The sequence below is a fragment of the Rhodomicrobium vannielii ATCC 17100 genome (genome assembly GCF_000166055.1).
GTDB classification, from domain to species: Bacteria; Pseudomonadota; Alphaproteobacteria; order Rhizobiales; family Rhodomicrobiaceae; genus Rhodomicrobium; species Rhodomicrobium vannielii.
The window spans coordinates 1680001-1700963 of the sequence record NC_014664.1 but is presented as its reverse complement, the minus strand read 5'-3'; the positions used below and the strand labels follow the sequence as shown (position 1 = coordinate 1700963).

The window sequence follows — 20963 nt, the reverse complement described above, 5'->3', positions numbered from 1 at the left end:
CCCGGGCGCCCCTGCTTGCGGCGAACTCAGGAGTGCCCTTCCTTCTGCTGTTTGGCGGTGGCACCTTCGCGCTCCTTCTTTTTTGTATGGCGAAGGTTTTCGCGATTTTTCTGCGGGCTGTTCTGGTTCGATGCACCGGCCTCGTTCAGCGCGATCGCAACCGCCTGCTTGCGCGATTTGACGGGCTTACCGCTGCCCGATTCGAGCTCGCCGTGCTTGTATTCATGCATCACGCGCTCGACGACTTCCTTCTGATCGGCGGAGTCCTTTGGCATGATCGTACCTCGCTGTTGGCGGACGGCCATCAGGCCGCCCGCCGCTCCTTACCGACTGTCATACACGCGCTCGTTTTCCCGCGAGTTTTCGCTCCTGCGGACGAGCGGTGTGTTCTGGCGTTCGCGCCGCCTCTGCCTGAAGCGCGCGAAATGCACTGCAACGAACACGAGCACGATGCCGAGCGTCACGAAAGCGAGGGTGGGGATGATGTTTTCGTTGTTGATCAAAAGCTTCCTCCTTGGCGGGATGCATTGCCCATTGATAGGAACGCAGCGCTATCTGTATTGATCCGCAAAAAAGAGACTATTTGACAGGAATGGGCGTGATCTCCGCTCAATGAATACATTTATACGAAAATATTACTCATTAAGACAAAAAAGCGGCGGATCTTACCCACCGCTTCTTTCAGGGAAATTACTTGTTCTTGTGGCTCTGCTGGCCAGCCTTCACATGCTGCTCGTGCGTACCGCCCTGCGAGGACTTGCTCCCCTGACCGCCCTGAGACTGTCCACTGTGGGACTGATCGCCGCCCTTTTTTCCTGCTTCGGAGGCGCGCTGCGGGTCATTCTTGAAGTTGCCGGGATTTTTGTCCTGCGACTGTTTGTCAGCCATGACGTAGACTCCATCTGGAACATGCGATCTCTTGTTGTATCGCGTGGGAAGGAGAAGGCGTTGAAGCCGGGTAGGTTCCATGGAGCGGTCCGGAAAAGATTATTGTCCCAATTCGGGGCATTCGCTCGGAACTTATTTCGAATCAGCGAAGCCTGAGGCAATGGTTATTGTGAGAAGTTAACAGGAAACCGGCTATGGCTCCGCTTATTGTGCCGTGGACGGATAAAATATTGGCCAAGCTCGGCTTAACCTTGGAGAGAATACGTTTCCACTTGGCCGTATGCGTCATAATGTGAGCAATGCCACACGGCGAAAGAGATGTGTCGCTCTTGGGACATGTGACGTCGCAGGCTGCAACCGGTTTGCGTGAAAGGTCTGCGTGTCTCCAGACGGGGCGTAAGGGGATGCCGCTGCTGGAAAAGACTGAAGGCGGCAGAGGCCGCCTCCTCAATCCTTTCCCGGCACATTCGCCCGCCACCACCTCAGCGCTCGGTCGCCACCCCATAAAGGCGTTGTACGCCCGTGATATCCGACTGCTGCAATGTCCGCACCCGCTCATCGTAGCGGTAGCCCATGATGGCCCCCGTCGCGTCCGGGTGATCGAGGCCGATGGCGTGGCCCACCTCGTGCGTAAAGGTGTGCCGGAGGTCGTACACATTGAGATTGCCGTCGAAGCCGACCTTCCACGGCGACTTCGGATTGAGGCAGACATAAGCCTGGTCGATCGCAACACTGTCGCCGTCATCGACTATCGGTGCGCGTTCGGCCGGGGCGGGCACGCCAGGCTTGCCGAGCGCCATTGTCACCGGCGTCGGGATGCCTTTTCCGCTGCGATAGCTGAGATTGGCGAAGGCGCGCCCTCCCGGATCGTTTGCAGCGCCGATGACGATCTGCGCCCGGCTCGGATCGGAAACTTCCTCGAACGTGATGTTGGCTACGCTTTCCCAGGTACGCAGGGCCTCGCGCAACTCGGTCTTCGCGGCTTCCTCTGTCACGCCCGGCGAGATCGCCACGATGTCGGCGAAAGAGCGCATATGTGCGCAGTTGCTCGGGCTCAGGATGCTGCGATTGCTTTGCACGGTGTAGGGTGCGGATAGAAGCGCATAGGTAATGACGGTCTTCTTGCCGGGGCCTTCGGGCGACCAGCGTATCGGCCGACCATCGACCTGCAAGAGCACTCCTGCCTGCGTTGCGACTGCGTTTCCGAGGCAAAGTGCCAAGACGCTCATCAGCAAAGCTCGTCTCATTTCAACCTACTTACTTCCCCTGCCCCCGCAGGATTACGCGAAACACCGCCATTAACTCACGTTTAACACTAACAAATCAAGAACGTGATTGGCGACATAGTGAATGCAAGCGTTGGGCCAAACCCCGTTTGTAGCGGTGCTGGGCGGCTGGCGAGAGGGTTAGCCTGCGTCAACGTGGACAATGCCGGCGTGTTTTCGCGGAAGCCATGGTTGCGAAGTCATTCCTCATGGGGCATAGCTTCAGGTAACGCTTGCCGCCTTGGTGGCCTGCGATCCGAACGCCACTTCCCAGAGAGAGCAGCATGGATCACCTCGCGATTGGCGACCTGTTAGCAAATGCCGATCCGGTCGTCAAAGGCGTGATGGCCATCCTCGTCGTCGCGTCCATCGCCTGCTGGACGATCGCGATCGAAAAGTTTGCACGCCTTATCGCCTTCTCCAAAGAGGTCGCGGCGCTTGAGAGCGCGAACCCGGCGGACGGCGCGCCGTCTTCTTGGCTCGTCGCGCGCATGCGCCAGATCGTCGACGAGGAGCCACGGTCTTCCGGCGAACGGCCTTCCGAGTTCAGCGCGCGGCTCGAAAAAAGCCTGCATGGCGAAGCGGCGGCGCAGTTGCAGCGCCTTCAGGCCGGGCTTCCGTTCCTCGCGACTGTCGGCTCGACGGCGCCTTTCGTCGGCCTGTTCGGCACCGTGTGGGGCATCATGCGAAGCTTCGCTGGCATCGCGGCGGCAAAGGATACGAGCCTCGCCGTGGTTGCGCCGGGCATCGCGGAAGCGCTGTTCGCGACAGCCGTCGGCCTTGTTGCCGCCATACCTGCCGTCATCTTCTACAATCAGATCAATGTGATGCTTGGCCGCGTCGCCGAGCGCTTTGCCGCCGCTTCCACGCGCTACGCAAAGCTCAAGGTTTACGGAGCAGGGCAGGGTGAAACGCCGCGCGAGCCGGTTCTGGCGCAGGCGAGACGCTGATATGGTAATGCGACGCGTGGTTGCGAGGATTGAATGGCAGGTCTGATCCCCGGAGATGGGTCGTCGCGCCCGCAAACGAAGATCATGGCCGACATCAACGTCACGCCGATGGTGGACGTGATGCTCGTGCTGCTGGTCATCTTCATGGTGACGGCGCCGCTGCTCATGGCGGGCGTGCCGGTGCAATTGCCGAAGACTTCAGCGCAGAAGATCGCCAAGCCTGAGAAGCCGGTGATCGTGTCGCTCACCGCCGAGCGCCGCCTTTATATCCGCGACGAGGAAGTGAACGCCGGTTCGCTGGTTCCGCGCCTGTCCTCGATCCATGCGGCCGAGGGCGACGGCTTTGTGTTCCTGCGCGCCGACAAGACGATCCCTTACGGCGAGGTGATGGAGCTTCTGGGCCGCCTCGACGCGTCCGGCTACAAGCGCATCTCGCTGTTGTCAGAAGCGTCTGCCGAAAGCGCGCCTGCGGGCTTGGTCGTGCAGAAGGAAGCGGGAGGCTCCCACGCCGCGCACGGTCAGCCTTCGCCCGCGCAGTGATGCCTCCCATGACCGCCATTCCATTGACCCGCATCCGCCTCGCCTCCGCGCTTGCGGCGCTCGTCCTTCACGCCGCGCCATTCGCGCTGCTGATGTCCGGCGCCGCCGATTTCGACTCGGACGCGATCCAGTCCGGCTCGGGCGTCGATGACCTGACGATCGTCGCGACCATCTCGCTCGACGAGGTGCAGAGTATCGGCCCCGACACGGCGAACGTCGAGCAGAGCGCGGCCTCCGCCGGGAGCGAGCAATCCCCGCCGCCAGAGCCCGAGCCGGTGCAAGAGGCCGAAGAGATCGAGGTTCCGCCGGAGGAGGCCGAGGTCACGCTGCCGAAGAAGGAAGAGGAACAGCCGGAGAAGCCGCAGGAGCAGCCGTCGATGCCCGCGCCTTCGAGCGTGGCACAGGATGAAGCCCGCGCGTCGACGCGCGCCTATCAGGCACGGGTCGCCCAGCTTCTCGCCGCTTATAATCACAAGGTTCATCAAGCGCTCATGCGCAGCGCGTCGCGGCCGAAGAACAGGGAAAAGGGCCGCGTCATGCTCGAACTGACCATCGCGCCGACAGGCGAGCTTCTCTCGCAGCGCGTGGTGAAAAGCTCGGGCGCAAACGACCTCGACGAAACGGCCATGGCGTCGCTGAAGCGCGCGGCACCGTTTCCGCCGATGCCGAACGACATCGCGAAGGGGCCGCGCACCCTGCTTGTGCCATTCGATTACTCGTCCAACTGAGTTGAAACCGTTGCCTGCGCGCCCTGGCGGGTGACAAAACTGTCAGAAAGGCGCGGGGTCTCTTCTCGGGCAGCCCCGTTCGTCTTATCTTCTCGAAAACTCCCGCATATCGGTACATCGAAGCGGGCAACGGGGGAGGACGGCAGTATGACCACTCTTGAGGCTTTGGACGTCAAACCGCAGTCCCGCCTTGATGCGGTCCTCGACCTTCAGCGCGCGGCCTTTCTTCGCGACGGCGCGCCTGGCCTCGACGAGCGCCGCGACGACCTCAAGCGCCTCATCGCGGCAATCAAGGAAAACGCTGACGCCATCGCAACCGCGATCTCCGCCGATTTCGGCTCGCGCTCGAAGCACGAGACGATTGTTGCCGACGTCTGGCCGGTGGTCGCAGGCGCGCGCAACACCGTGAAGCGGCTGCCCGGCTGGATGAAGCCGAAGAGCGTCGGCGTCGGCATCGAGCTTCTGCCAGCGCGCGGGCGCATCCTGTATCAGCCGCTCGGCGTGGTGGGCATCATCAGCCCCTGGAACTATCCGTTCCAGCTCGCCATCGCGCCGCTCGTCGCAGCCCTGGCCGCAGGCAATCGCGTCATGCTGAAGCCGTCCGAGCTGACGCCGCGCACGTCGGAGTTTCTGGCCGGGTTCCTCGCGAAGCTTTTCCCGGAGGAGAAGGTCGCGACGGTGCTTGGCGGCGCGGAGGTCGGCGCGGCGTTTTCGTCGTTGCCCTTCGATCACCTCTTCTACACCGGCTCAACCGAAATCGGCCGCCGCGTCATGCGCGCGGCCGCCGACAACCTGACGCCCGTCACGCTCGAACTGGGCGGCAAGTCGCCCTGCATCATTGGCGCGGATGCGGATCTCGCCGCCGCCTGCCGGAGCATCGCGTTCGGCAAGCTGTTGAACGCCGGACAGACCTGCATCGCGCCCGATTACGCGCTGGTGCCGAAGCCGATGCTCGCCGATTTCGCCGCGGGGCTCGAAGCCGCTATCCGCGCGCTATATCCCAAGCTTCGCGACAATCCCGACTACACGAGCATCATAAACGCACGCCATTACGCCCGCATCTGGCGGCTCGTGGACGAGGCGCGCGAGCGCGGCGTGCGCGTCGTGCAGATTAATCCGGCGTCCGAGCAGCTCGTGCCGGAAGCGCGAAAATTCGCTCCGACGCTTGTCATCGAGCCGCCCACCGACCTCACCGTGATGCGCGAGGAAATCTTCGGGCCGGTGCTGCCGATCCTGTCTTATGACACGCTCGACGACGCCATCGCGTTCGTGAATGCACGTCCGCGTCCGCTTGCGCTGTATTATTTCGGAGCGGGCACGGCGGGTCGCGACCGTGTGCTTGCGCGGACGACCTCGGGCGGGGCGGCGGTCAACGAAACGCTGCTGCATGTTGCGGCGGAGAACCTGCCGTTCGGCGGCGTCGGCGCGTCCGGCATGGGCGCGTATCACGGCGATGCCGGTTTCCGCACCTTCAGCCACGCGAAGAGCGTGTTTCTGCAAAACCGCTTCAACGCCGCGAGCCTGCTGCATCCCCCCTATGGTCGCGCGGCCGATTTCATGCGCAAGTTTCTGCTCGGGCGGTAGCCGAGCGCCCGGCGTTTTGAGCAGCGAGTGCGTGGAGCCTGAGGGCTATCCAGTGAACGCGGTGATTCACAATATGCCAACGCAGCAAGCGTTCGTTAAGCTGCGAGGACGCGGGGAGAGGCAGCGCCCGCAGCCAAGCGACGCTCGCGCTTGCGAAACGTCGCCAAATACGCGCGCTCTATAGCTCCGGTTGCCAAGCGACCGGAGCCGGCTTCTCGTCGCGCGTGGGCTCGCGGATGACTTTTGCCAGGCGCAGCAGCGCGTCCCTCACGCCCGCCCCCGACACACCAGATATGAGCAGCGGATTTTTGCGCGCGACGGCCTTGAGCGCGGCGGCCTTCTCGGCGGCAACCTCTGGCGTGACGGCATCGCATTTCGACAGCGCCACGATCTCACGCTTGCGTCCGAGGCCCGCGCCATAGGCCTTCAACTCGCCGCGTATCGTGCGATAGGCGGCCGCGACATCGGGCTCGGTCACGTCGACGAGGTGCAGGATGACGCGACAGCGCTCCACGTGTCCAAGGAAGCGGTCGCCGATGCCAGCGCCCTCATGCGCGCCCTCGATCAGACCGGGAATGTCGGCGAGCACAAAGTCCGTATCGCCCACCTTGACGACGCCGAGGTTGGGATGAAGCGTGGTGAAGGGATAATCCGCGATTTTGGGCTTCGCTGCGCTTACGGCTGCGAGAAACGTGGATTTTCCGGCGTTCGGCAGCCCGACGATGCCCGCGTCGGCGATGAGCTTCAGCCTGAGCCAGATCGTCAGCTCCGCGCCCTGTTGTCCGGGGTTGATCCGCCGGGGCGCGCGGTTGGTCGACGATTTGAAATGCGCGTTGCCGAAGCCGCCATTACCACCCGCCGCGATCAGAGCGCGCTGCCCGGGCGTCGTGAGATCGGCGATCAGCGTTTCATTATCTTCCCCGAAGACCTGCGTACCGGGTGGCACGCGCAGAACGGTATCGGAGCCGCTCGCGCCGTGTCGGTTGGCGCCCTCACCCGGTCGGCCGTTTCCGGCCTTGAAGTGCTGCTGGTAGCGGAAATCGATGAGGGTGTTGAGGTTGGTGACGCATTCGACATAGATACTGCCGCCGCGCCCGCCGTCGCCACCGTCGGGGCCACCGAACTCGATGAATTTCTCGCGCCGGAAAGAGAGGCAGCCACTGCCTCCGTCTCCAGAGCGAATGTAAACTTTTGCCTGATCAAGAAATCGCATAGCTCGCAGTTAAGGAGATTTGCTCTCCGACGCAAGCGACACGGTGAGGTTTTTCAGTCTCGCCGGGCGATTTGGCAGATCGGCTAGTCGGCGCGTTCGAGGTTCACAGCCTTCGGGCCCTTGCCCTTGGGATCCGGCTGGGTTTCGTAGGTCACCCGCATGCCTTCATCAAGCATGCCGACGCCCGAGCGCTCGACTGCAGAGATGTGAACGAACACATCCTTGCCGCCTTCGTCCGGCGTGATGAAACCAAAGCCCTTCGCCTGATTAAAGAATTTGACCGTTCCGGTCTGGCGCATGGGATGACACTCCTCTTCCCCAACGAAAAAAACAAGGTCTCGGACCGTGTTTTAACTTATGCGAGCAAGCGGTATCGGGGGAAGTCATGCGTATCTGTCCCGCTAATGCGGTATTCTATTAAACGCGCAGTTCCACGGGTTCCGATCATTTGCCCGATTGCTGCGAAGTATGCGCGAACGGCTCCGTTTCGTAAAGCGCCGAGCGATAAGTTTTCAAACACTTTTTGACAACTTGCGACAACTGGTGCTGAACAGCATCAGGTGCCTCGGGCTGTAGCCTATCGGGAACAGGATATATCTGGCCCCGACGCTCTACCGTTGGGTAAAAGCCAGGCAAGATTGCGGGCGAACAGGCCGCTTTGCGCAACCTGATGCGCACCGTTGGTCAGCCCCAGGTTGTCGCGCCCAAGTTGTTGCGGCCGATAACCCTCCACGACAGGAAATGCCGCAGAAACGGGACAAGCGAGGGGTAGCAGCTCGGAGGGTCCGGTTACCAGCCGATCGGCGGTGTGCGTTCCTGGGCCGGCGGTTCCGACAAGACGCGCGTCAAAATAAATAGGTAAAGTGCGCTTTTGATTCAATCAAAAGCGGATCACTCTAAGGCGCGGGCAGGATGCGCATCGTGCTCCCGAGGCTGGCGGCGCGCACGCACCGGACCGGCAAGGAATTCAACGCTGCCGAGGCGTGAAATAGGACTTCGGGCTGCTAAAACGAAAAACGCCCGCCGTTACGCGATGGCGGGCGTTTCAAACCGTCAACGGACCGGAGCCTGTTTAATGAAGGCGCTTCTTGATGCGATCGAGGCTAGCCGTGATCGTGTTCTCGGCGATCTTGCCCGTGACCTTATGCTGGAGAAGCTGCTCTGCGGCCGAAACCGCAAGCTCTGCGGCCTTCGCGCGGATCTGCTTGCGAGCCTTCTCCTCTTCGAGCTTGATCTTCTGCTCGGCAACGGACAGGCGGCGCGTAATCAACTCGTCGAACGAAGCCCTGGCTTCGGTGGCGTACGCTGCCGCCTCCCGCTCCGCCTGCGCGATGATTTCCCCAGCTTCGATTTCAGCGTTTGCCGCGCGCTGCTTGTAATCCGCGAGCAACGTCTCGGCTTCGGCGCGAAGCTTCCGCGCCTCTTCAAGTTCCCGCCCGATGGCGTCGGAGCGCTGGTCGAGCGCCTTCAAAGCCATACCCGGAATGTTGTAATACAGGATGAGACAAATGAAGAGAACAAAGGCGATAGCAACCCAGACTTCAGGATCCATCAACATGCTAGTCACTCCTTAGATCCTTGGCGAATCGCCTCTCGAACCTCGTTTTCAGTGACGTCGATGCCCGCCAATTCCTTGACGATGTCGGCGACGACATCTGCGGTCATGGCTTCCATCTGGCCGGAAGCTTTTTCGAGAACGGCCTTGACCTTGTTCTCTGTCTCGGCGGCCTTGGCTGCAAGCTCGGCTTCGAGCACCCGCCGTTTGTCGTTGAGTTCCGCTTCGAGCTTTTCTCGGGCATTCCGGATCGTGCCATTGCCCTTCGCCTTGGCGTTGGCAAGTTCCGACTCGTATATTTGAGCTTGCTGATCTGCCGCAGCCTGCGCTTCGCGGGCGGCCGAGAGATCGCCTCCGAGTTTCGCCTTGCGGTCGGCGAGGACTCTCGCGATGCGCGGTAACGCAAGGCGGGAAAGCGCGATATAGAAAAGCGTGAAGATAATCGCCAGCCAGATCAACTGGGGAGCGAAATCGCCGGGTTGCAGTTGTGGCATGGAAAAAACCGCCTGTGCGCTAGGATATGGCGCCGCTAGAACAGAATCCGATCAGGTTGTGGCAACCTGACCGGTGAATTCGTCTCTTAACTTGAAGCAGAAACCCCTTTAACCGACCAGACTGCGACGCAATCCGTTCGGAAAGGGCTCCTGGCGCCGCCAGTTCTTCGTTAATTAGAACACGAACAGAAGGATAAGCGCGACCACGAGGCCGAACAGACCCGTCGCTTCGGCCAGCGCAAAGCCGAGGAGAAGGTTCGGGAACTGGCCCGGAGCGGCAGACGGATTGCGCAGCGCGCCCTGCAGGAAGTTGCCGAAGATGCTGCCGATGCCGATACCGGCGCCGATCAGGGCCGAGCAGGCGAGGCCCGCGCCGATGAGCTTGGCTGCTGCTGGATCCATAACGAAATCTCCTATTCGATCGTTCGGTTGAGTGGCTGGGAGTTAATCAGTGCGAGCCCGCATGAAGTGAGTCGCTGAGGTAGATGCAGGACAGCACCGCGAAGACGTAGGCCTGCAGGAACGCAATCAGAATTTCGAGGCCCATGAGAAGGACCATGAAGATGAGAGGCACGCCACCGGCGGCCAAGCCGACATTCACGCCAAGTCCCACCACGAAGCTGCCGAAGACCGCAAGCATGGTGTGGCCCGCCATCATGTTCGCAAAAAGACGAACCGAGAGGCTGATGGGGCGGGTGAAGTAGGAGATGATCTCGATGACCGAAATCAGCGGCAGAAGCGCGATCGGCACACCGGACGGCACGAACAACTTCAGGAAGCCGAAGCCGTGCTTGAAGATACCGATGAGAGTCACGCCGAGGAACACGAAGGCCGCGAGCGCGAACGTGACGATGATGTGGCTCGTCACCGTGAACTGCCCAAGACCCGGGATCGGGATCATGCCGAGCAGGTTCAGCGAAAGGATGAACATGAACAGCGTGAAGATGATCGGGAAATAAGGCATTCCCGACGTTCCGGCGTTCTGGCGGACCATGTTCGCCACGAACTCATACGAAATTTCGCCGAGCGATTGCAGGCGGCCCGGCACGAGCTTGGCGCCTGCGGTGCTGAAAACGAGGACCGCCGTCACCAGCGTCGTCGCAATCACCATCCATAGCGACGCGTTGGTGAACGACGCGTCGTAGCCGAACAGCTCAATCGGCGTGTAGCGGTTGATGACGAACTGGTGCATGGGGTCGAAGCCCCCACCGCCATGATGGCCGCCATCTTGCGTGGCGGCATGCGCCGCACTGATAAACCAATCGATCATAGCAATCCCCGCCGAGCCGAAAGACTCAGCCGTTTCTACTTGTCACCCATCCTCTGGGCCTCGCGGATCACATTCAGAAACCCGGCAGCGATGCCGAGAAACAGGAACACCACTATAAAGAAGCGGGTGTCAAGCCACTGATCCAAGGCCCAGCCGATAAAGCCCCCCACGAACACACCTGCCACCATTTCGGTGGAGATCTTGAACGCTCTCCCGAGCATGGAACTGCGCTTTTCCAGTTCCTCGTCGGACATGCCTTCGCGCTTATTGCCTTCCGGATCGAGCTTTCGTTCCAGCTCCCTCAGCCGCTCTCGCAAGCTTTCGCTTGTCTCGGGCGAACTTTTTCGGTCGCCCTGATCGCCGTCGCCGGAGGGATTCATAGAAGCCCGATCACGTTAGGAATAATAAGCGCGTATAAAATTTCAGGTCGTTTCTAAGCTACGCTACAAAGCGAAGTCAACCACCGCGTTGCGGTGCGGCAAATGAATTTCATCGGCCCTCCCGCACAACCGCAAGTGCGAGGCCGTCGTGAGACTTCACACCCACCGTCTGGATGATGGTTGCGTCGACGGCAGGATGAGCGGCGAGCGCGTCGGAAAGGCGCTTTACGCCCGCCACGGCTGGATTTTCCGCGCGCGCCGGATCGATCACCGCGCCATGGCGGATCACATTATCCGCGACGATCATCGTTCCCGGCTTCGAAAGCCGCAACGACAGCTCGAAATAGTCGAGATACGGTTCCTTGTCGGCGTCGATGAAAATGAAGTCGAAGGGCGGCTCGTCTGAGGCGATGAGTCGGGGCAGGATGTCGAGCGCCGCGCCCTCGTGCACCTCCACCTTTTCGGAAAGGCCAGCGCGGGCGAGGTTCTTGCGCGCGACGGTGCCATGGCGCGGATCGACTTCGAGAGAAATCATCCGGCCGTCCTCAGGAAGCGCGCGGCCGAGCCAGATCGCGCTGTAGCCGCCGAGCGTGCCGATTTCCAGAATGCGCCGCGCGCGCACAGCCTTCGCGAGAACGAACAGCAAGCGCCCGAGAACCGGCGAGACGCTGATTCCCGGCATCGCCGCCGCCTCCATGTCCGCGACGGCCGCGGCGAGCGCGTCGTCCTCCTTCGCGAACAGGCCCTCGATATAGCCGTCGACGGCGGAAAAGATGTCGGTCATCGGAGACTCCTTGCGCTCTGCCGCGCGGGGTTTTGCATTGACAAAAGCGCCCCGCGCCCAAAGCTCTTCGCAACGATACGTTATTTTAGAGGTTTCCTTGACGAATCCCAACCACAAGACGCCGTCCTTTTCGCGGGAGATGCCATTTGAATACGGCAAGCTGGAGCAGATTGCGCCGGGCGTGCGGCGCATCGTGTGCGAGAACCCGGGGCCGTTCACGTTCAAGGGCACGAATCTGTATGTGGTTGGCGAGGGCGATGTGGCGGCGATCGATCCCGGACCGGCGGGCGGTGCGCAGGTCGACCTTCTGCTGGACGCGTTGCGCCAGACCGGCGAGCGGGTGGCCCACATTATACTCACGCACTGCCACGCAGATCATAGCGGCGCGGCGGCGGCACTGAAGAAGCGGACCGGAGCGCCGACTTACGGAATGGCGCGCAAGATCGACGATCCTGTCATCGGCAAGCGCGGCCCGTCCGGCGGCGACTTCGTGATTCCCGTCGCCTTCGATGTGCCGCTCCACCACGGCGATACGGTGCGCGACGCGAGCTTTGAACTCCACGCCGTGCATACGCCGGGACACGCGCCGGATCATCTCTGCTTTCGCCTCGCGGACGGCGACATCCTTTTCTCGGGCGATACGGTGATGGGCTGGAACACGAGCGTCGTCGCCCCGCCCGAAGGGAACATGGGCGATTATCTGCGGTCGCTCGATATGCTGATCGGCCGCAACGACGCGGTTTATTTCCCCGCGCATGGCGGCCCGGTGCATGAGCCGCAGCGCTTCGTGAAGGCGCTGATCTTCCACCGGCGCTGGCGCGAACTTGAAGTGCTGGAGGCGTTGCGGGCGGGCGCCACGCGCATCGGCGACATGGTGCCGCGCATCTACAACGGTCTTGAGCCAGCGCTCGTGCCCGCCGCCGCGCTTTCGGTGTTCGCGACACTCGAACATCTCGTCGAAAAGCAGTTGGTGGCGGCAACGAGGCCCGGTTCGCTCGACATGGCGCAGGAGTTCGCGCTTCTCGCATGACGGGCGGCGGCGGAACGTAACCTTCGCCCCACAGGTTTCCTTCGATGACACGGTTGTCGTTGGAGGACTTTGTGTATTTTCTCGCTCTTGCTGCCGATTTCGACGGCACCATTGCCCAAAACGGCGTCGTGGACGATGCGACCTTTGAAGCTCTGCGGAACCTCAAGGAGAGCGGGCGTCGGCTCATCCTTGTAACGGGCCGCCAACTCGGCGAACTCGCGGACACTTTTCCCAAATATGGCGTGTTTGACCGCGTCGTGGCAGAGAATGGCGCGGTGGTCTACGATCCGGCGACGAAGCAGAAGACGCTTGTTTGCCAAGCCCCGTCACCCGCTTTCGTCGCGGCGCTGAAGGCGCGGCAAATCGAGCCGCTGTCGGTCGGCGATTGCATCGTCGCGACGTGGGAGCCGAACGAAAAAGCCGTCCTCGAAATCATTCGCGAGCAGGGGCTCGGCCTTCAGATCAGTTTCAACAAGGGGGCGGTGATGGTGCTGCCCTCGGGCGTGAACAAGGCGACGGGGCTCAAAAGCGCGCTCGACGATCTCGAATTGTCGCCGCACAACGTCATGGCAGTCGGCGATGCAGAGAACGATTTCCCGTTCCTTCGCATGTGCGGATGCGCGGTTGCGGTGGCGAATGCGCTCCCGAGCGTGAAGAAAGCCGCCGATGTCGTGCTCGACAAGCCGCGCGGCGAAGGTGTGCGCGACCTCGTGGATCGGATTTGCCGGGAGGACTCCGCCATCGCGCCAAGGACGAAGCGCGCGATTCGCGTGGGCCAGGATCGCGACGGCCGCGCGATCACCATCGACCCGGAAGAAGGTTGCGCGCTGATCGCGGGGAGTTCCGGCATCGGCAAGTCCACGCTCGCGACGGCGTTGACGGAGCGTATGCATGAAGCGGAGTTTCAGTTTTGCGTGTTCGACCCGGAAGGCGATTACGACGACCTCGATCATGCTGTTTCGGTCGGCGGGGTGAAGGAGCCGCCGAATCGCGCGCAGCTTCTGAAGCTTTTGCACAAGGTGGATGCAAACGTCGTGGTGAACACGCAGGCGATACCGGTCGAGGATCGGCCGCCTTTTTTCGCGAAGCTTTTTCCGCATTTTTCTTCGCTGCGCGCCGAGACCGGTCGCCCGCACTGGCTCCTTATCGACGAGGCGCATCACCTTCTGCCGCAGCGCCGCGAAGGGCTTGAGCGCGTGCTGCCGAACGACCTGCGCGCGGCGATCCTCATCACGGTTCATCCCGAAGCCATCGCGGTCGAGATTCTCAACAGCGTTAGAACCGTGTTCGCGTTAGGCGAAGGCGCGGCGGGCGTCATCTCGGGCTTCAGCCGGGCAATCGGCGCAATTCCGCCCGCGAGCTTTCCCGCGTTCGACCCCGAAGAGGAGGTGCTGGCTTACACCGTGCGCGACGGTCACGTATCGCCGGTCATCCCGGACCGGCCGATGCGTATGCAGAAGCGTCACAGCCGCAAATACGCGGAAGGCCAACTCGGCGAGGATCGGAGCTTCTTCTTTCGCGGGCCGGATAACGCCCTCAATCTGCGCGCCCAGAATTTGATGATCTTCCTTCAGATGGCCGACGGCGTGGACGACCGAACGTGGGAGTTTCATCGGCAGGGCGCGCATTATTCCGAGTGGTTCCGAACCGCGATCAAGGACAAGGGGCTTGCGGAGGAAGCAGCAGCCATTGAGCGGGACGCGAGTCTCGATCACAAGGAAAGCCGCAGGCGCATCCGCGAGGCCGTTCTCGCGCGCTATACGGGACCGGCGAAGTCCGACGAGCATTAGCCAAGCGGCAACGGCGCCCGCCGCCGCTTGGCCTTGTCTTTAAACGCCCGCGTTCTCGCGTCCGAGATGCCTGAACATGTGGCGGCGGGCCTCGTCATCCGTTTCGGTCACAAACGTGAAGCCGTCCTTCAGCGCGAGCGCGCGCTGGGCTGCGGGCCGCTTCTCGATCTCGTCGCAATGGCGCTTGAGATAGGGGAACTTCTCCCACGCGCCTTCGCCCAGCACGCGCTCCACGTTCCGCGACCAGGCCCACACGGCCATGTCCACGATGGTGTAGGCGTAGCTCACCATATGGCGGCGATTCTTCAGCCGGTCGTCGAGGATGCGGAAGTGCCGCTCCGCCTCGAAGAAATAGCGCTGCTCCGCATAGGGCACCTTTTCCGGCGCGTAATGCCGGAAATGGACGGCCTGCCCGGCGAATGGCCCGACGCCGGTTCCGACGAACTCAAGCCACGAGAGCATTTCGCCGCGCGCTGCCCAGGTGTTGTTCGGCGGCAGGAACTTGCCCGTCTTGTCCGCGAGATAAAGCAGGATCGCGGTCGAATCGAACACGGCATGACCGCCGTCAACAATGACCGGCACCTTGCCGTTCGGGTTCAGCGCGAGAAATTCCGGCGCGAACTGCTGACCGAGCCGCACGTCTATGGGGACGGCCTCGAAGGGAATCGCGGCTTCCTCCAGAAACAGCGCCACCTTCATCGGGTTCGGCGTGGGGTTGAAATAGAACTTCAGCATCGGGGCTCTCCTTGCGTGACGCGTTTTCTGCACGGGAGGTGGTTGCAAGCGGCGCGCGCGACAATATATTTTAGATCGATCGCTCTAATTCAATGGTAAATGAGCCACATGAGCCGACCGCGCGCATTCGATGAGGAGAAGGTGCTTGAAGCCGCCGCCGCCTGTTTCTGGGCGAGGGGCTTCGCGGCGACCTCCGTGCGCGACCTGGCGGGCGCGATGGGCATCACGGGGGCGAGCCTCTACAACGCTTATGGCGACAAGCGCGGCGTGTTCGAGGCGGCACTTTATTATTATTGGAATACGGGCGCGCGCGCCCGCATGGCCGCCATCGAGGCGCAGACGAGCGGGCTTGCCGCCATCGAGGCGTTCTTCGCGGCCGGGATCGAGCGCGCGACGGCCGATTGCGAGCGCAAGGGCTGCCTGATCGTCAATTCTGCGCTCGACGTTGCGCCGCACGATCCCGGCCTCGCCAATGTGATCGCGGGCTATCTCATGGAGATGAAAAGCTTCTTCGTGTGGCACATCCAGACCGCCATCGAGCGCGGCGAGTGCCCGAAGCCCATCAATCCCCATGCCCACGCCGCGAATCTGCTCGCGGTGCACATGGGGCTGCGCGCGCTTTCGCGCTGTTATCCCGACCGCGCGTTTCTTGAAGCGGCGGTAGCGCCTGCGCTCGCCGCTCTCCGCAACCATTCTGACAAGGAGGAAGTCGCATGATCGAGCTTTATTACTGGCCGACGCCGAACGGTCACAAGATTACTCTGTTTCTGGAAGAAACGGGGCTTCCGTACGAAATAAAGCCGGTTAACATCGGCGCTGGCGACCAGTTCAAGCCCGAGTTTCTTGCGTTCTCGCCCAACAACCGCATGCCCGCGATCATCGACCGCGAGCCGAAGGATGGCGGTGCGCCGGTCACGGTGTTCGAGTCGGGTGCGATCCTGCTTTATCTCGCGGAGAAGACGGGCCGGTTCGTGGCCGCCGATCTGCGCGGGCGGTTCGACGCGCTGCAATGGCTGTTCTGGCAGATGGGCGGGCTTGGACCGATGGCGGGGCAGAATCATCATTTCGTCCAATATGCACCGGAGCGTATCCCCTACGCGATCGATCGCTACGTGAAGGAGACGAACCGGCTTTATGGCGTGCTCGACAGGCGGCTCGCCGACCGTGAGTTCATCGCGGGCGACTATTCCATCGCCGACATGGCGAGCTATCCGTGGATCGTGCCGCACAAGAAGCAGCAGCAGAACCTCGATGACTTTCCGCATCTGAAGCGCTGGTTCGATGCCATCCGGGCGCGGCCAGCCACGGAACGCGCCTATGAGAAGGGCGCGGCTATCAGCAACACTTCGGTGATGACGGAGGAGGGCAAGAAAATCCTCTTCGGCCAAACGGCGGGCGTGGTGAAGCGTTAGGCTGGATGGCGACTTCTGCAACCGGCATTGTCGGGGGCGGGACGCCGACCCCGATTTTTCAGGCAACGATGGCCCGCGCGGTTGATAAGTTCGCGATTGCCGCAATGTACGCGCAAGGCCGTCACGTCACGGTCAAAATCGCGGCGGGTTTTTCTTTTCGCCGGAGAATACGCGTTCGGTAGAGATATAAAGCGGAGATCGCGATGATAGATCGTCGGGCATTTTTGGTGGGCACGGCTGCCGCGGCGCTCGCGTCGAAGGCTTTCGCAGCCGAGGGCACAGGCGTCTTGTCCGGGCCGCAAATTCCCTTCTCGTTCGACAAGCTCATCGCCGACGCGAAGGCGCTCTCCGAAAAGCCGTTCGAGAAGGCGCAGGTGAAGGACCGCGACACGCTGGAACGGCTCGATTTCGACGAGCATCAGCAGATCCGCTTCCGTTCCGATTCGGCGATCTGGGTGAAGGGCGACGGCCCCTATCCGATCGAGCTGTTCCACCCCGGCAAATGGTTCAAGGAGCCGGTGCGCATCTTTGTCGTCGACGGGGCGAGCGCGCGCGAAGTGAAATACAGCCCCGACCTCTTTTCTTATGGCACGAGCGAATTCGCGAAGGCGCTTCCGCCGGACACGGGGTTCGCCGGTTTCCGCGTCATGACCGCGCCCGGCGTGCCGGACTGGCTCGCGTTCCTCGGCGCCTCTTATTTCAGAAGCCCGGCTGAGACTGGGCAATACGGCCTTTCCGCGCGCGGCCTCGCCATCGACACCGCGCTCAACCGACCCGAGGAGTTCCCGCGCTTCACGCAGTTCTGGCTGGAGAAACCGGCGGATGGGCGCAAGGGCGTGATCGTGAATGCGCTTCTCGATTCGCCGAGCGTTACCGGCGCTTATCGCTTCGATGTCGAGCATCCGGGCCGCACGGTCATGGACGTTCGCGCGCATCTTTTCCCGCGCATGGACATCGAACGCGTCGGCATCGCGCCGCTCACCAGCATGTATTGGTACGGCAAGCCGAATCGAAAGGTTGCGGTCGACTGGCGGCCGGAAATTCACGACAGCGACGGCCTCAGCATCTGGTCGGGCGGCAATGAACGCATCTGGCGGCCGATCAACAATCCGCGCTCGATCCAGACGAGTTCGTTCTACGACACCAACCCGAAGGGATTCGGCCTTCTCCAGCGCGAGCGCAACTATTCGCAGTATGAAGACGATGGCGCGTTCTACAACAAGCGGCCCGATGTGTGGGTGGAGCCGCAGGGCGACTGGGGCGAGGGCGCGGTGCAACTCGTCGAAATCCCGACCGACGACGAAATCCACGACAACATCGTCGCCTATTGGACGCCGAAGGAGCCGTTCAAGCGCGGACAGCATCGCGAGGTGCGCTACAAGCTTTACTGGAGCCTCGAAGAGCCGTTCCCATCGCCGCTCGCGAAGGTGGTCTCGACGCGCGTCGGGGCAGGCGGGATTCCGGGGCGTCCGCGCCCGCGCGGCCTCGTGAAATATGTCGTCGACTTTGAAGGCGGCAAGCTTTCCGAGCTTCGGCGGCGCGGCGATATCGATGTCGTCATCACGGTTCCGACGGGGCGCGTCGAGCGCGAGGCGGTTTACCCCGTGGTGGATAGCGAGCGCTGGCGGGTGATGTTCGACTACACAGCCGCGTCGGAAACGCCCGTCGACATCCGCGTTTACCTCAAGAAGGGCAATGACGCGTTGAGCGAAACCTGGCTGTTCCAGCACCTCGCATCGCTCGCGACATTATAGCGCCGTGAGGGCTTAAGCTTTATCGAGAAGCCGGAGCGTGGCGGCGTCTGGCTCTCCCTCACAGAGATTTTCGATGGCTTCGGCGAAGATCGGCTCGCCGGAGCCCGCAGCCTCCGCGAACAATGTCACCGACGAGTGGAATTTCATGTCATCGGGTGCGGGAAAGACTGCGCTGATGGGCTTGCCTGCGTCGAGAACGAGCTGCGTGCATTCGACGAGGCGCGGCCCGAGCACAGCGTGGGAAAGATAGGTGCGCGCCTCATCGAGCGACGCGATCCCGTAGCGCCAAGCCGTTGGACTACGGCCAAGCCCGCACAGTTGCGGAAAGATGTACCACATCCAGTGTGTGAGCTTGAGGCCTTGCCGCAACTCCGCCACCGCGAGGGCGTAGGAGGCCTCTTGAGCGTCCACGAATCGCTGCAAATCGAAACTTTCGGGGCTTTTTCTTGTCATGATCTCCGCCGTGGCCGCTCTTTCGCCCGACATATTCGATCGAGCGAGTGCGTTCTCCTCAAATGGTGTTGAGGGGGCGAGAGAAAACTATTCAACTCTGCCGCGAAGCGGATAGATTTCGCGCGTGACGTCCTTGGCCAACATCGCTCACAGCCTTCGCATTCCGGATGCCGATTCCGGACGTGCCGCGCCGACAGGTCGCGGATGGGGAGGTTTTTCTCTCGTGGCGGAGCGCGCGACGCGGGCGGCCGATCGCGCGGGGGCTGTTTCGTCGCCGCTTTTCGCGCGCACGTCGATCCCATCCGGAGCGTTGCCGCGCGCTTGCGATCTTGTCCCCGAACGGACAGCGCTTCCACCGCTGCGAGGGTCACAGCGCGCAATCATCGCGACAATCGTGGCGGCGCTGGCGTTGCATCTTCTTTTGATCGCTCCGCTGATTCCCTTGTCGGCACCCAGCCCTGACGATGACGCGACACAGCGTCTCGGCATGGAGACCGGCGAACCGCTGAATGTCACTGTCATCACGGCGGAGGATTTGAAGCGGCTTAGCTCGGATCCGTTCAAACAACAGGGAAGCGTCGCGCCCGAGCCGGCGCCACCTGCGCCCCCGCAGCCCGAAATGCAGGCAGAACCAACGCCGCCAGAGCCCGTACAGGAGGCGCAGCAGTCGCCTGAACAGCAGCAAAAGCCCGAGCCTCTTCCACAGGAGCAAAAGACGGCATCTGCATCGCCCCTTGAGTCCAAGTCGGACGAGAAGGAGAAGCCGTTCGATCCGGAGAGCTTCGCCGCGGCGGCAACGAGACGATTCTCACAGCAGCTCGACCATGCTTTCCAGAAAAAAGAGCAGCGTGAAGCATCGCGGCGGCCAGCCACGCGAGCGGGCAATGTGAAGGCGTTCCGCCCCGGCGCGTCGTCGAGCGGCAAGTCGAACGAGTTCGAGCGCGCGGTTATCTGGGCGCTGGCGGGCACGAAGCCCATGGGTAATGGCAAATGGGGCAGCGTGGTCGTCACTTTTGCAGTGGGCGAGACGGGCCGTGTGGACGGTCTGCGCCTCATGAAAAGCAGCGGCGATAACTGGCTCGACCAGGGCGCTTTGATGGCCGTTCGGCAGGCGAGACTGCCGACGCCGCCTTCCGGTTTGACCGTCGGGGATCGCACATTCGTGGTGGAATATATCTCGACGCCGAGATTGTAGCTGCGAGGCTTGCGCGAAGCTGTCCTTGTGGGGCCGAAACCGGTTTTCCCACGAATTCCACAAGCGCGCGTTTTAAGCGTTGACAGAGGGCGGCCCTGTGGCTAGAAAACGGCCTCCAGCGATTGACCAAGTCATTGAGAAATCGCGGGAAGCTTTCCCGAAAACAGAGAAGCAATAATCAGTCTCCGGATTGATTGGTGATCTGGCTTCGGTTCGAGCAGCAAATTTTTCAGGAACGACCTTCTTGACATCGCTTGCTGGTTCGATTAAATAGTATTCCCCCTGCCGCTTATCGGGCCTTTTTCGATAGAGGTGGGAACAGCTTCCTTAGAAAGGGACGTGGCCGTGAGCCAGTCGCAAGACTGGCGATGGTAGCTCTTTGGGAGGCTGTTGCGAGCGAATTTCCTGGTGAGTTTGTTTTAAAAAACAGCTTGACGGGGTTAGCTTAGCGGGATAGGTAGCGTGCTCCGCGGTTTTGAAGGTTTCGGAACGGCGGTTACTTCGGGATTACTTGGGTCTACGGTTAGTCTTTCTTGATTGACTTAGGTTTGAGCTTCCGGGGCGAACTAAAAAAGAGTGGGTCGAGAAAAAAGTTCTTGACAACGATTTGAGGTTCGGTTATAAAGGTTGCTCTGAGGCACTGCCGAGATGGCGACGCTGAAGGGGTTTCCGCTCTGGCGAGGGTTTGATTGGTCTTTATGGATCGATTGCTTTTGCGGGGTTTGAGATTTTGGAGCTTAGGCTCAGACCGGGACTTTGGTTTCGGGTTCTTTGACAAGTTGGACATTAGAGGAAAGAGAAACGTGGACGGCGGAGCTCTGGCGCTCCTGGCGGTAAAACGCTAGGGGGACTAAAGACTTCGGCGGTCCTGTTTCGGGTCACTCTGTAAAATCTTGCAGCCCCCACCGGGCGGCAAGTCGAGTGACTATTAGGACTCTTAAAA

The 20963-nt window shown here is 61.6% G+C and carries 24 protein-coding genes; 10 read left to right on the top strand and 14 right to left on the bottom strand.

All coding sequences use genetic code 11. From position 1 onward, the window contains the following. Nucleotides 1–26: 26 nt before the first annotated feature. The 4 genes from RVAN_RS07840 to RVAN_RS07825 form a co-directional block, all read right to left on the bottom strand. The gene (locus RVAN_RS07840) at nucleotides 27–275 is read right to left on the bottom strand and encodes a DUF6496 domain-containing protein (protein WP_013419206.1); all 249 of its coding nucleotides are present in this window, start codon (nucleotides 273–275) and stop codon (nucleotides 27–29) included. Nucleotides 276–323: 48 nt separating this feature from the next. Next, nucleotides 324–503 (bottom strand): hypothetical protein, encoded by a 180-nt coding sequence (locus RVAN_RS07835; protein WP_013419205.1) that lies wholly within the window; start codon nucleotides 501–503, stop codon nucleotides 324–326. A gap of 187 nt (nucleotides 504–690) precedes the next feature. Continuing rightward, a complete protein-coding gene (locus RVAN_RS21130) occupies nucleotides 691–888 on the bottom strand; it encodes a KGG domain-containing protein (protein WP_013419204.1) in 198 nt (65 codons plus the stop codon). A gap of 482 nt (nucleotides 889–1370) precedes the next feature. Beyond that, nucleotides 1371–2117, bottom strand: a complete 747-nt coding sequence (locus RVAN_RS07825; protein WP_041787362.1) for a matrixin family metalloprotease — start codon at nucleotides 2115–2117, stop codon at nucleotides 1371–1373. Between the two features lie 320 nt (nucleotides 2118–2437). Here RVAN_RS07825 and RVAN_RS07820 point away from each other — a divergent pair, with 320 nt between their 5' ends. The 4 genes from RVAN_RS07820 (at nucleotide 2438) to RVAN_RS07805 (ending at nucleotide 5955) form a co-directional block, all read left to right on the top strand. Continuing rightward, on the top strand, nucleotides 2438–3103 hold the full coding sequence (locus tag RVAN_RS07820) for a MotA/TolQ/ExbB proton channel family protein (protein ID WP_013419202.1): 666 nt from the start codon (nucleotides 2438–2440) through the stop codon (nucleotides 3101–3103). Nucleotides 3104–3136: 33 nt separating this feature from the next. Continuing rightward, nucleotides 3137–3643: an ExbD/TolR family protein gene (locus tag RVAN_RS07815; protein ID WP_013419201.1), complete on the top strand. Its 507-nt coding sequence runs from the start codon at nucleotides 3137–3139 to the stop codon at nucleotides 3641–3643. 8 nt (nucleotides 3644–3651) lie between these two features. Then, nucleotides 3652–4371 carry an energy transducer TonB family protein gene (locus RVAN_RS18860; protein ID WP_049779268.1) on the top strand — a complete coding sequence of 240 codons (720 nt, stop codon included), beginning with the start codon at nucleotides 3652–3654 and terminating at the stop codon, nucleotides 4369–4371. A 147-nt stretch (nucleotides 4372–4518) separates the two neighbouring features. Continuing rightward, entirely contained in the window at nucleotides 4519–5955 is a 1437-nt protein-coding gene (locus RVAN_RS07805) for a coniferyl aldehyde dehydrogenase (protein ID WP_013419199.1), read from the top strand. Nucleotides 5956–6133: 178 nt separating this feature from the next. On the opposite strand, the gene obgE is transcribed toward RVAN_RS07805, so the two are convergent. From obgE to RVAN_RS07765, 8 genes are all read right to left on the bottom strand, one after another. Then, on the bottom strand, nucleotides 6134–7168 hold the full coding sequence (gene obgE / locus RVAN_RS07800) for a GTPase ObgE (protein ID WP_013419198.1): 1035 nt from the start codon (nucleotides 7166–7168) through the stop codon (nucleotides 6134–6136). Between the two features lie 83 nt (nucleotides 7169–7251). Then, nucleotides 7252–7467, bottom strand: a complete 216-nt coding sequence (locus tag RVAN_RS07795; protein WP_013419197.1) for a cold-shock protein — start codon at nucleotides 7465–7467, stop codon at nucleotides 7252–7254. A gap of 773 nt (nucleotides 7468–8240) precedes the next feature. Next, nucleotides 8241–8726: a H+transporting two-sector ATPase subunit B/B' gene (locus RVAN_RS07790; protein WP_013419196.1), complete on the bottom strand. Its 486-nt coding sequence runs from the start codon at nucleotides 8724–8726 to the stop codon at nucleotides 8241–8243. 5 nt (nucleotides 8727–8731) lie between these two features. Further along, nucleotides 8732–9217, bottom strand: coding sequence for a H+transporting two-sector ATPase subunit B/B' (locus tag RVAN_RS07785; protein ID WP_013419195.1), 486 nt, complete (start codon nucleotides 9215–9217; stop codon nucleotides 8732–8734). Nucleotides 9218–9391: 174 nt separating this feature from the next. Then, the gene (locus tag RVAN_RS07780; protein ID WP_013419194.1) at nucleotides 9392–9619 is read right to left on the bottom strand and encodes a F0F1 ATP synthase subunit C; all 228 of its coding nucleotides are present in this window, start codon (nucleotides 9617–9619) and stop codon (nucleotides 9392–9394) included. A gap of 46 nt (nucleotides 9620–9665) precedes the next feature. After that, the gene (locus tag RVAN_RS07775) at nucleotides 9666–10409 is read right to left on the bottom strand and encodes a F0F1 ATP synthase subunit A (protein WP_041788601.1); all 744 of its coding nucleotides are present in this window, start codon (nucleotides 10407–10409) and stop codon (nucleotides 9666–9668) included. Between the two features lie 113 nt (nucleotides 10410–10522). Then, on the bottom strand, nucleotides 10523–10867 hold the full coding sequence (locus RVAN_RS07770) for an AtpZ/AtpI family protein (RefSeq protein ID WP_013419192.1): 345 nt from the start codon (nucleotides 10865–10867) through the stop codon (nucleotides 10523–10525). A 109-nt stretch (nucleotides 10868–10976) separates the two neighbouring features. Continuing rightward, nucleotides 10977–11651, bottom strand: coding sequence for an O-methyltransferase (locus RVAN_RS07765; protein WP_013419191.1), 675 nt, complete (start codon nucleotides 11649–11651; stop codon nucleotides 10977–10979). 97 nt (nucleotides 11652–11748) lie between these two features. Between RVAN_RS07765 and RVAN_RS07760 the strand changes: the two genes are divergently transcribed. Beyond that, nucleotides 11749–12681, top strand: coding sequence for an MBL fold metallo-hydrolase (locus RVAN_RS07760; protein ID WP_013419190.1), 933 nt, complete (start codon nucleotides 11749–11751; stop codon nucleotides 12679–12681). Nucleotides 12682–12752: 71 nt separating this feature from the next. Next, nucleotides 12753–14471 carry an HAD family hydrolase gene (locus RVAN_RS07755; protein ID WP_041788597.1) on the top strand — a complete coding sequence of 573 codons (1719 nt, stop codon included), beginning with the start codon at nucleotides 12753–12755 and terminating at the stop codon, nucleotides 14469–14471. A gap of 39 nt (nucleotides 14472–14510) precedes the next feature. On the opposite strand, the gene RVAN_RS07750 is transcribed toward RVAN_RS07755, so the two are convergent. Continuing rightward, on the bottom strand, nucleotides 14511–15206 hold the full coding sequence (locus RVAN_RS07750; protein WP_013419188.1) for a glutathione S-transferase family protein: 696 nt from the start codon (nucleotides 15204–15206) through the stop codon (nucleotides 14511–14513). A gap of 108 nt (nucleotides 15207–15314) precedes the next feature. Between RVAN_RS07750 and RVAN_RS07745 the strand changes: the two genes are divergently transcribed. The 3 genes from RVAN_RS07745 to RVAN_RS07735 all read left to right on the top strand — a co-directional run bounded on the left by RVAN_RS07745 (nucleotide 15315) and on the right by RVAN_RS07735 (nucleotide 18372). After that, nucleotides 15315–15923: a TetR/AcrR family transcriptional regulator gene (locus tag RVAN_RS07745; RefSeq protein ID WP_013419187.1), complete on the top strand. Its 609-nt coding sequence runs from the start codon at nucleotides 15315–15317 to the stop codon at nucleotides 15921–15923. Next, nucleotides 15920–16618 carry a glutathione S-transferase N-terminal domain-containing protein gene (locus RVAN_RS07740; RefSeq protein WP_013419186.1) on the top strand — a complete coding sequence of 233 codons (699 nt, stop codon included), beginning with the start codon at nucleotides 15920–15922 and terminating at the stop codon, nucleotides 16616–16618. Before RVAN_RS07745 ends, RVAN_RS07740 begins: the two co-directional genes overlap by 4 nt. Nucleotides 16619–16821: 203 nt before the next feature. Further along, nucleotides 16822–18372 (top strand): glucan biosynthesis protein, encoded by a 1551-nt coding sequence (locus RVAN_RS07735; RefSeq protein ID WP_013419185.1) that lies wholly within the window; start codon nucleotides 16822–16824, stop codon nucleotides 18370–18372. A 12-nt stretch (nucleotides 18373–18384) separates the two neighbouring features. Here RVAN_RS07735 and RVAN_RS07730 read toward each other — a convergent pair whose 3' ends face one another. Beyond that, nucleotides 18385–18825: a DUF1810 domain-containing protein gene (locus RVAN_RS07730; RefSeq protein ID WP_013419184.1), complete on the bottom strand. Its 441-nt coding sequence runs from the start codon at nucleotides 18823–18825 to the stop codon at nucleotides 18385–18387. Nucleotides 18826–18949: 124 nt separating this feature from the next. On the opposite strand from RVAN_RS07730, the gene RVAN_RS07725 reads away from it, so the two are divergent. Next, nucleotides 18950–20020, top strand: a complete 1071-nt coding sequence (locus tag RVAN_RS07725; RefSeq protein WP_155942385.1) for an energy transducer TonB family protein — start codon at nucleotides 18950–18952, stop codon at nucleotides 20018–20020. Nucleotides 20021–20963: the final 943 nt, after the last annotated feature.

What these genes read in the sequence shown, in the direction of transcription:
- RVAN_RS07815 (WP_013419201.1), top strand. Translation starts at nt 3,137, where the DNA reads ATGGCAGGTCTGATCCCCGGAGATGGGTCGTCGCGCCCGCAAACGAAG.
- RVAN_RS07745 (WP_013419187.1), top strand. Translation starts at nt 15,315, where the DNA reads ATGAGCCGACCGCGCGCATTCGATGAGGAGAAGGTGCTTGAAGCCGCC.
- RVAN_RS07780 (WP_013419194.1), bottom strand. Translation starts at nt 9,619, where the DNA reads ATGGATCCAGCAGCAGCCAAGCTCATCGGCGCGGGCCTCGCCTGCTCG.
- RVAN_RS07785 (WP_013419195.1), bottom strand. Translation starts at nt 9,217, where the DNA reads ATGCCACAACTGCAACCCGGCGATTTCGCTCCCCAGTTGATCTGGCTG.
- RVAN_RS07765 (WP_013419191.1), bottom strand. Translation starts at nt 11,651, where the DNA reads ATGACCGACATCTTTTCCGCCGTCGACGGCTATATCGAGGGCCTGTTC.
- RVAN_RS07805 (WP_013419199.1), top strand. Translation starts at nt 4,519, where the DNA reads ATGACCACTCTTGAGGCTTTGGACGTCAAACCGCAGTCCCGCCTTGAT.
- RVAN_RS07795 (WP_013419197.1), bottom strand. Translation starts at nt 7,467, where the DNA reads ATGCGCCAGACCGGAACGGTCAAATTCTTTAATCAGGCGAAGGGCTTT.
- RVAN_RS07730 (WP_013419184.1), bottom strand. Translation starts at nt 18,825, where the DNA reads ATGACAAGAAAAAGCCCCGAAAGTTTCGATTTGCAGCGATTCGTGGAC.
- RVAN_RS18860 (WP_049779268.1), top strand. Translation starts at nt 3,652, where the DNA reads ATGACCGCCATTCCATTGACCCGCATCCGCCTCGCCTCCGCGCTTGCG.
- RVAN_RS07750 (WP_013419188.1), bottom strand. Translation starts at nt 15,206, where the DNA reads ATGCTGAAGTTCTATTTCAACCCCACGCCGAACCCGATGAAGGTGGCG.
- obgE (WP_013419198.1), bottom strand. Translation starts at nt 7,168, where the DNA reads ATGCGATTTCTTGATCAGGCAAAAGTTTACATTCGCTCTGGAGACGGA.
- RVAN_RS07840 (WP_013419206.1), bottom strand. Translation starts at nt 275, where the DNA reads ATGCCAAAGGACTCCGCCGATCAGAAGGAAGTCGTCGAGCGCGTGATG.
- RVAN_RS07740 (WP_013419186.1), top strand. Translation starts at nt 15,920, where the DNA reads ATGATCGAGCTTTATTACTGGCCGACGCCGAACGGTCACAAGATTACT.
- RVAN_RS21130 (WP_013419204.1), bottom strand. Translation starts at nt 888, where the DNA reads ATGGCTGACAAACAGTCGCAGGACAAAAATCCCGGCAACTTCAAGAAT.
- RVAN_RS07790 (WP_013419196.1), bottom strand. Translation starts at nt 8,726, where the DNA reads ATGTTGATGGATCCTGAAGTCTGGGTTGCTATCGCCTTTGTTCTCTTC.
- RVAN_RS07770 (WP_013419192.1), bottom strand. Translation starts at nt 10,867, where the DNA reads ATGAATCCCTCCGGCGACGGCGATCAGGGCGACCGAAAAAGTTCGCCC.
- RVAN_RS07775 (WP_041788601.1), bottom strand. Translation starts at nt 10,409, where the DNA reads ATGCACCAGTTCGTCATCAACCGCTACACGCCGATTGAGCTGTTCGGC.
- RVAN_RS07735 (WP_013419185.1), top strand. Translation starts at nt 16,822, where the DNA reads ATGATAGATCGTCGGGCATTTTTGGTGGGCACGGCTGCCGCGGCGCTC.
- RVAN_RS07825 (WP_041787362.1), bottom strand. Translation starts at nt 2,117, where the DNA reads ATGAGCGTCTTGGCACTTTGCCTCGGAAACGCAGTCGCAACGCAGGCA.
- RVAN_RS07820 (WP_013419202.1), top strand. Translation starts at nt 2,438, where the DNA reads ATGGATCACCTCGCGATTGGCGACCTGTTAGCAAATGCCGATCCGGTC.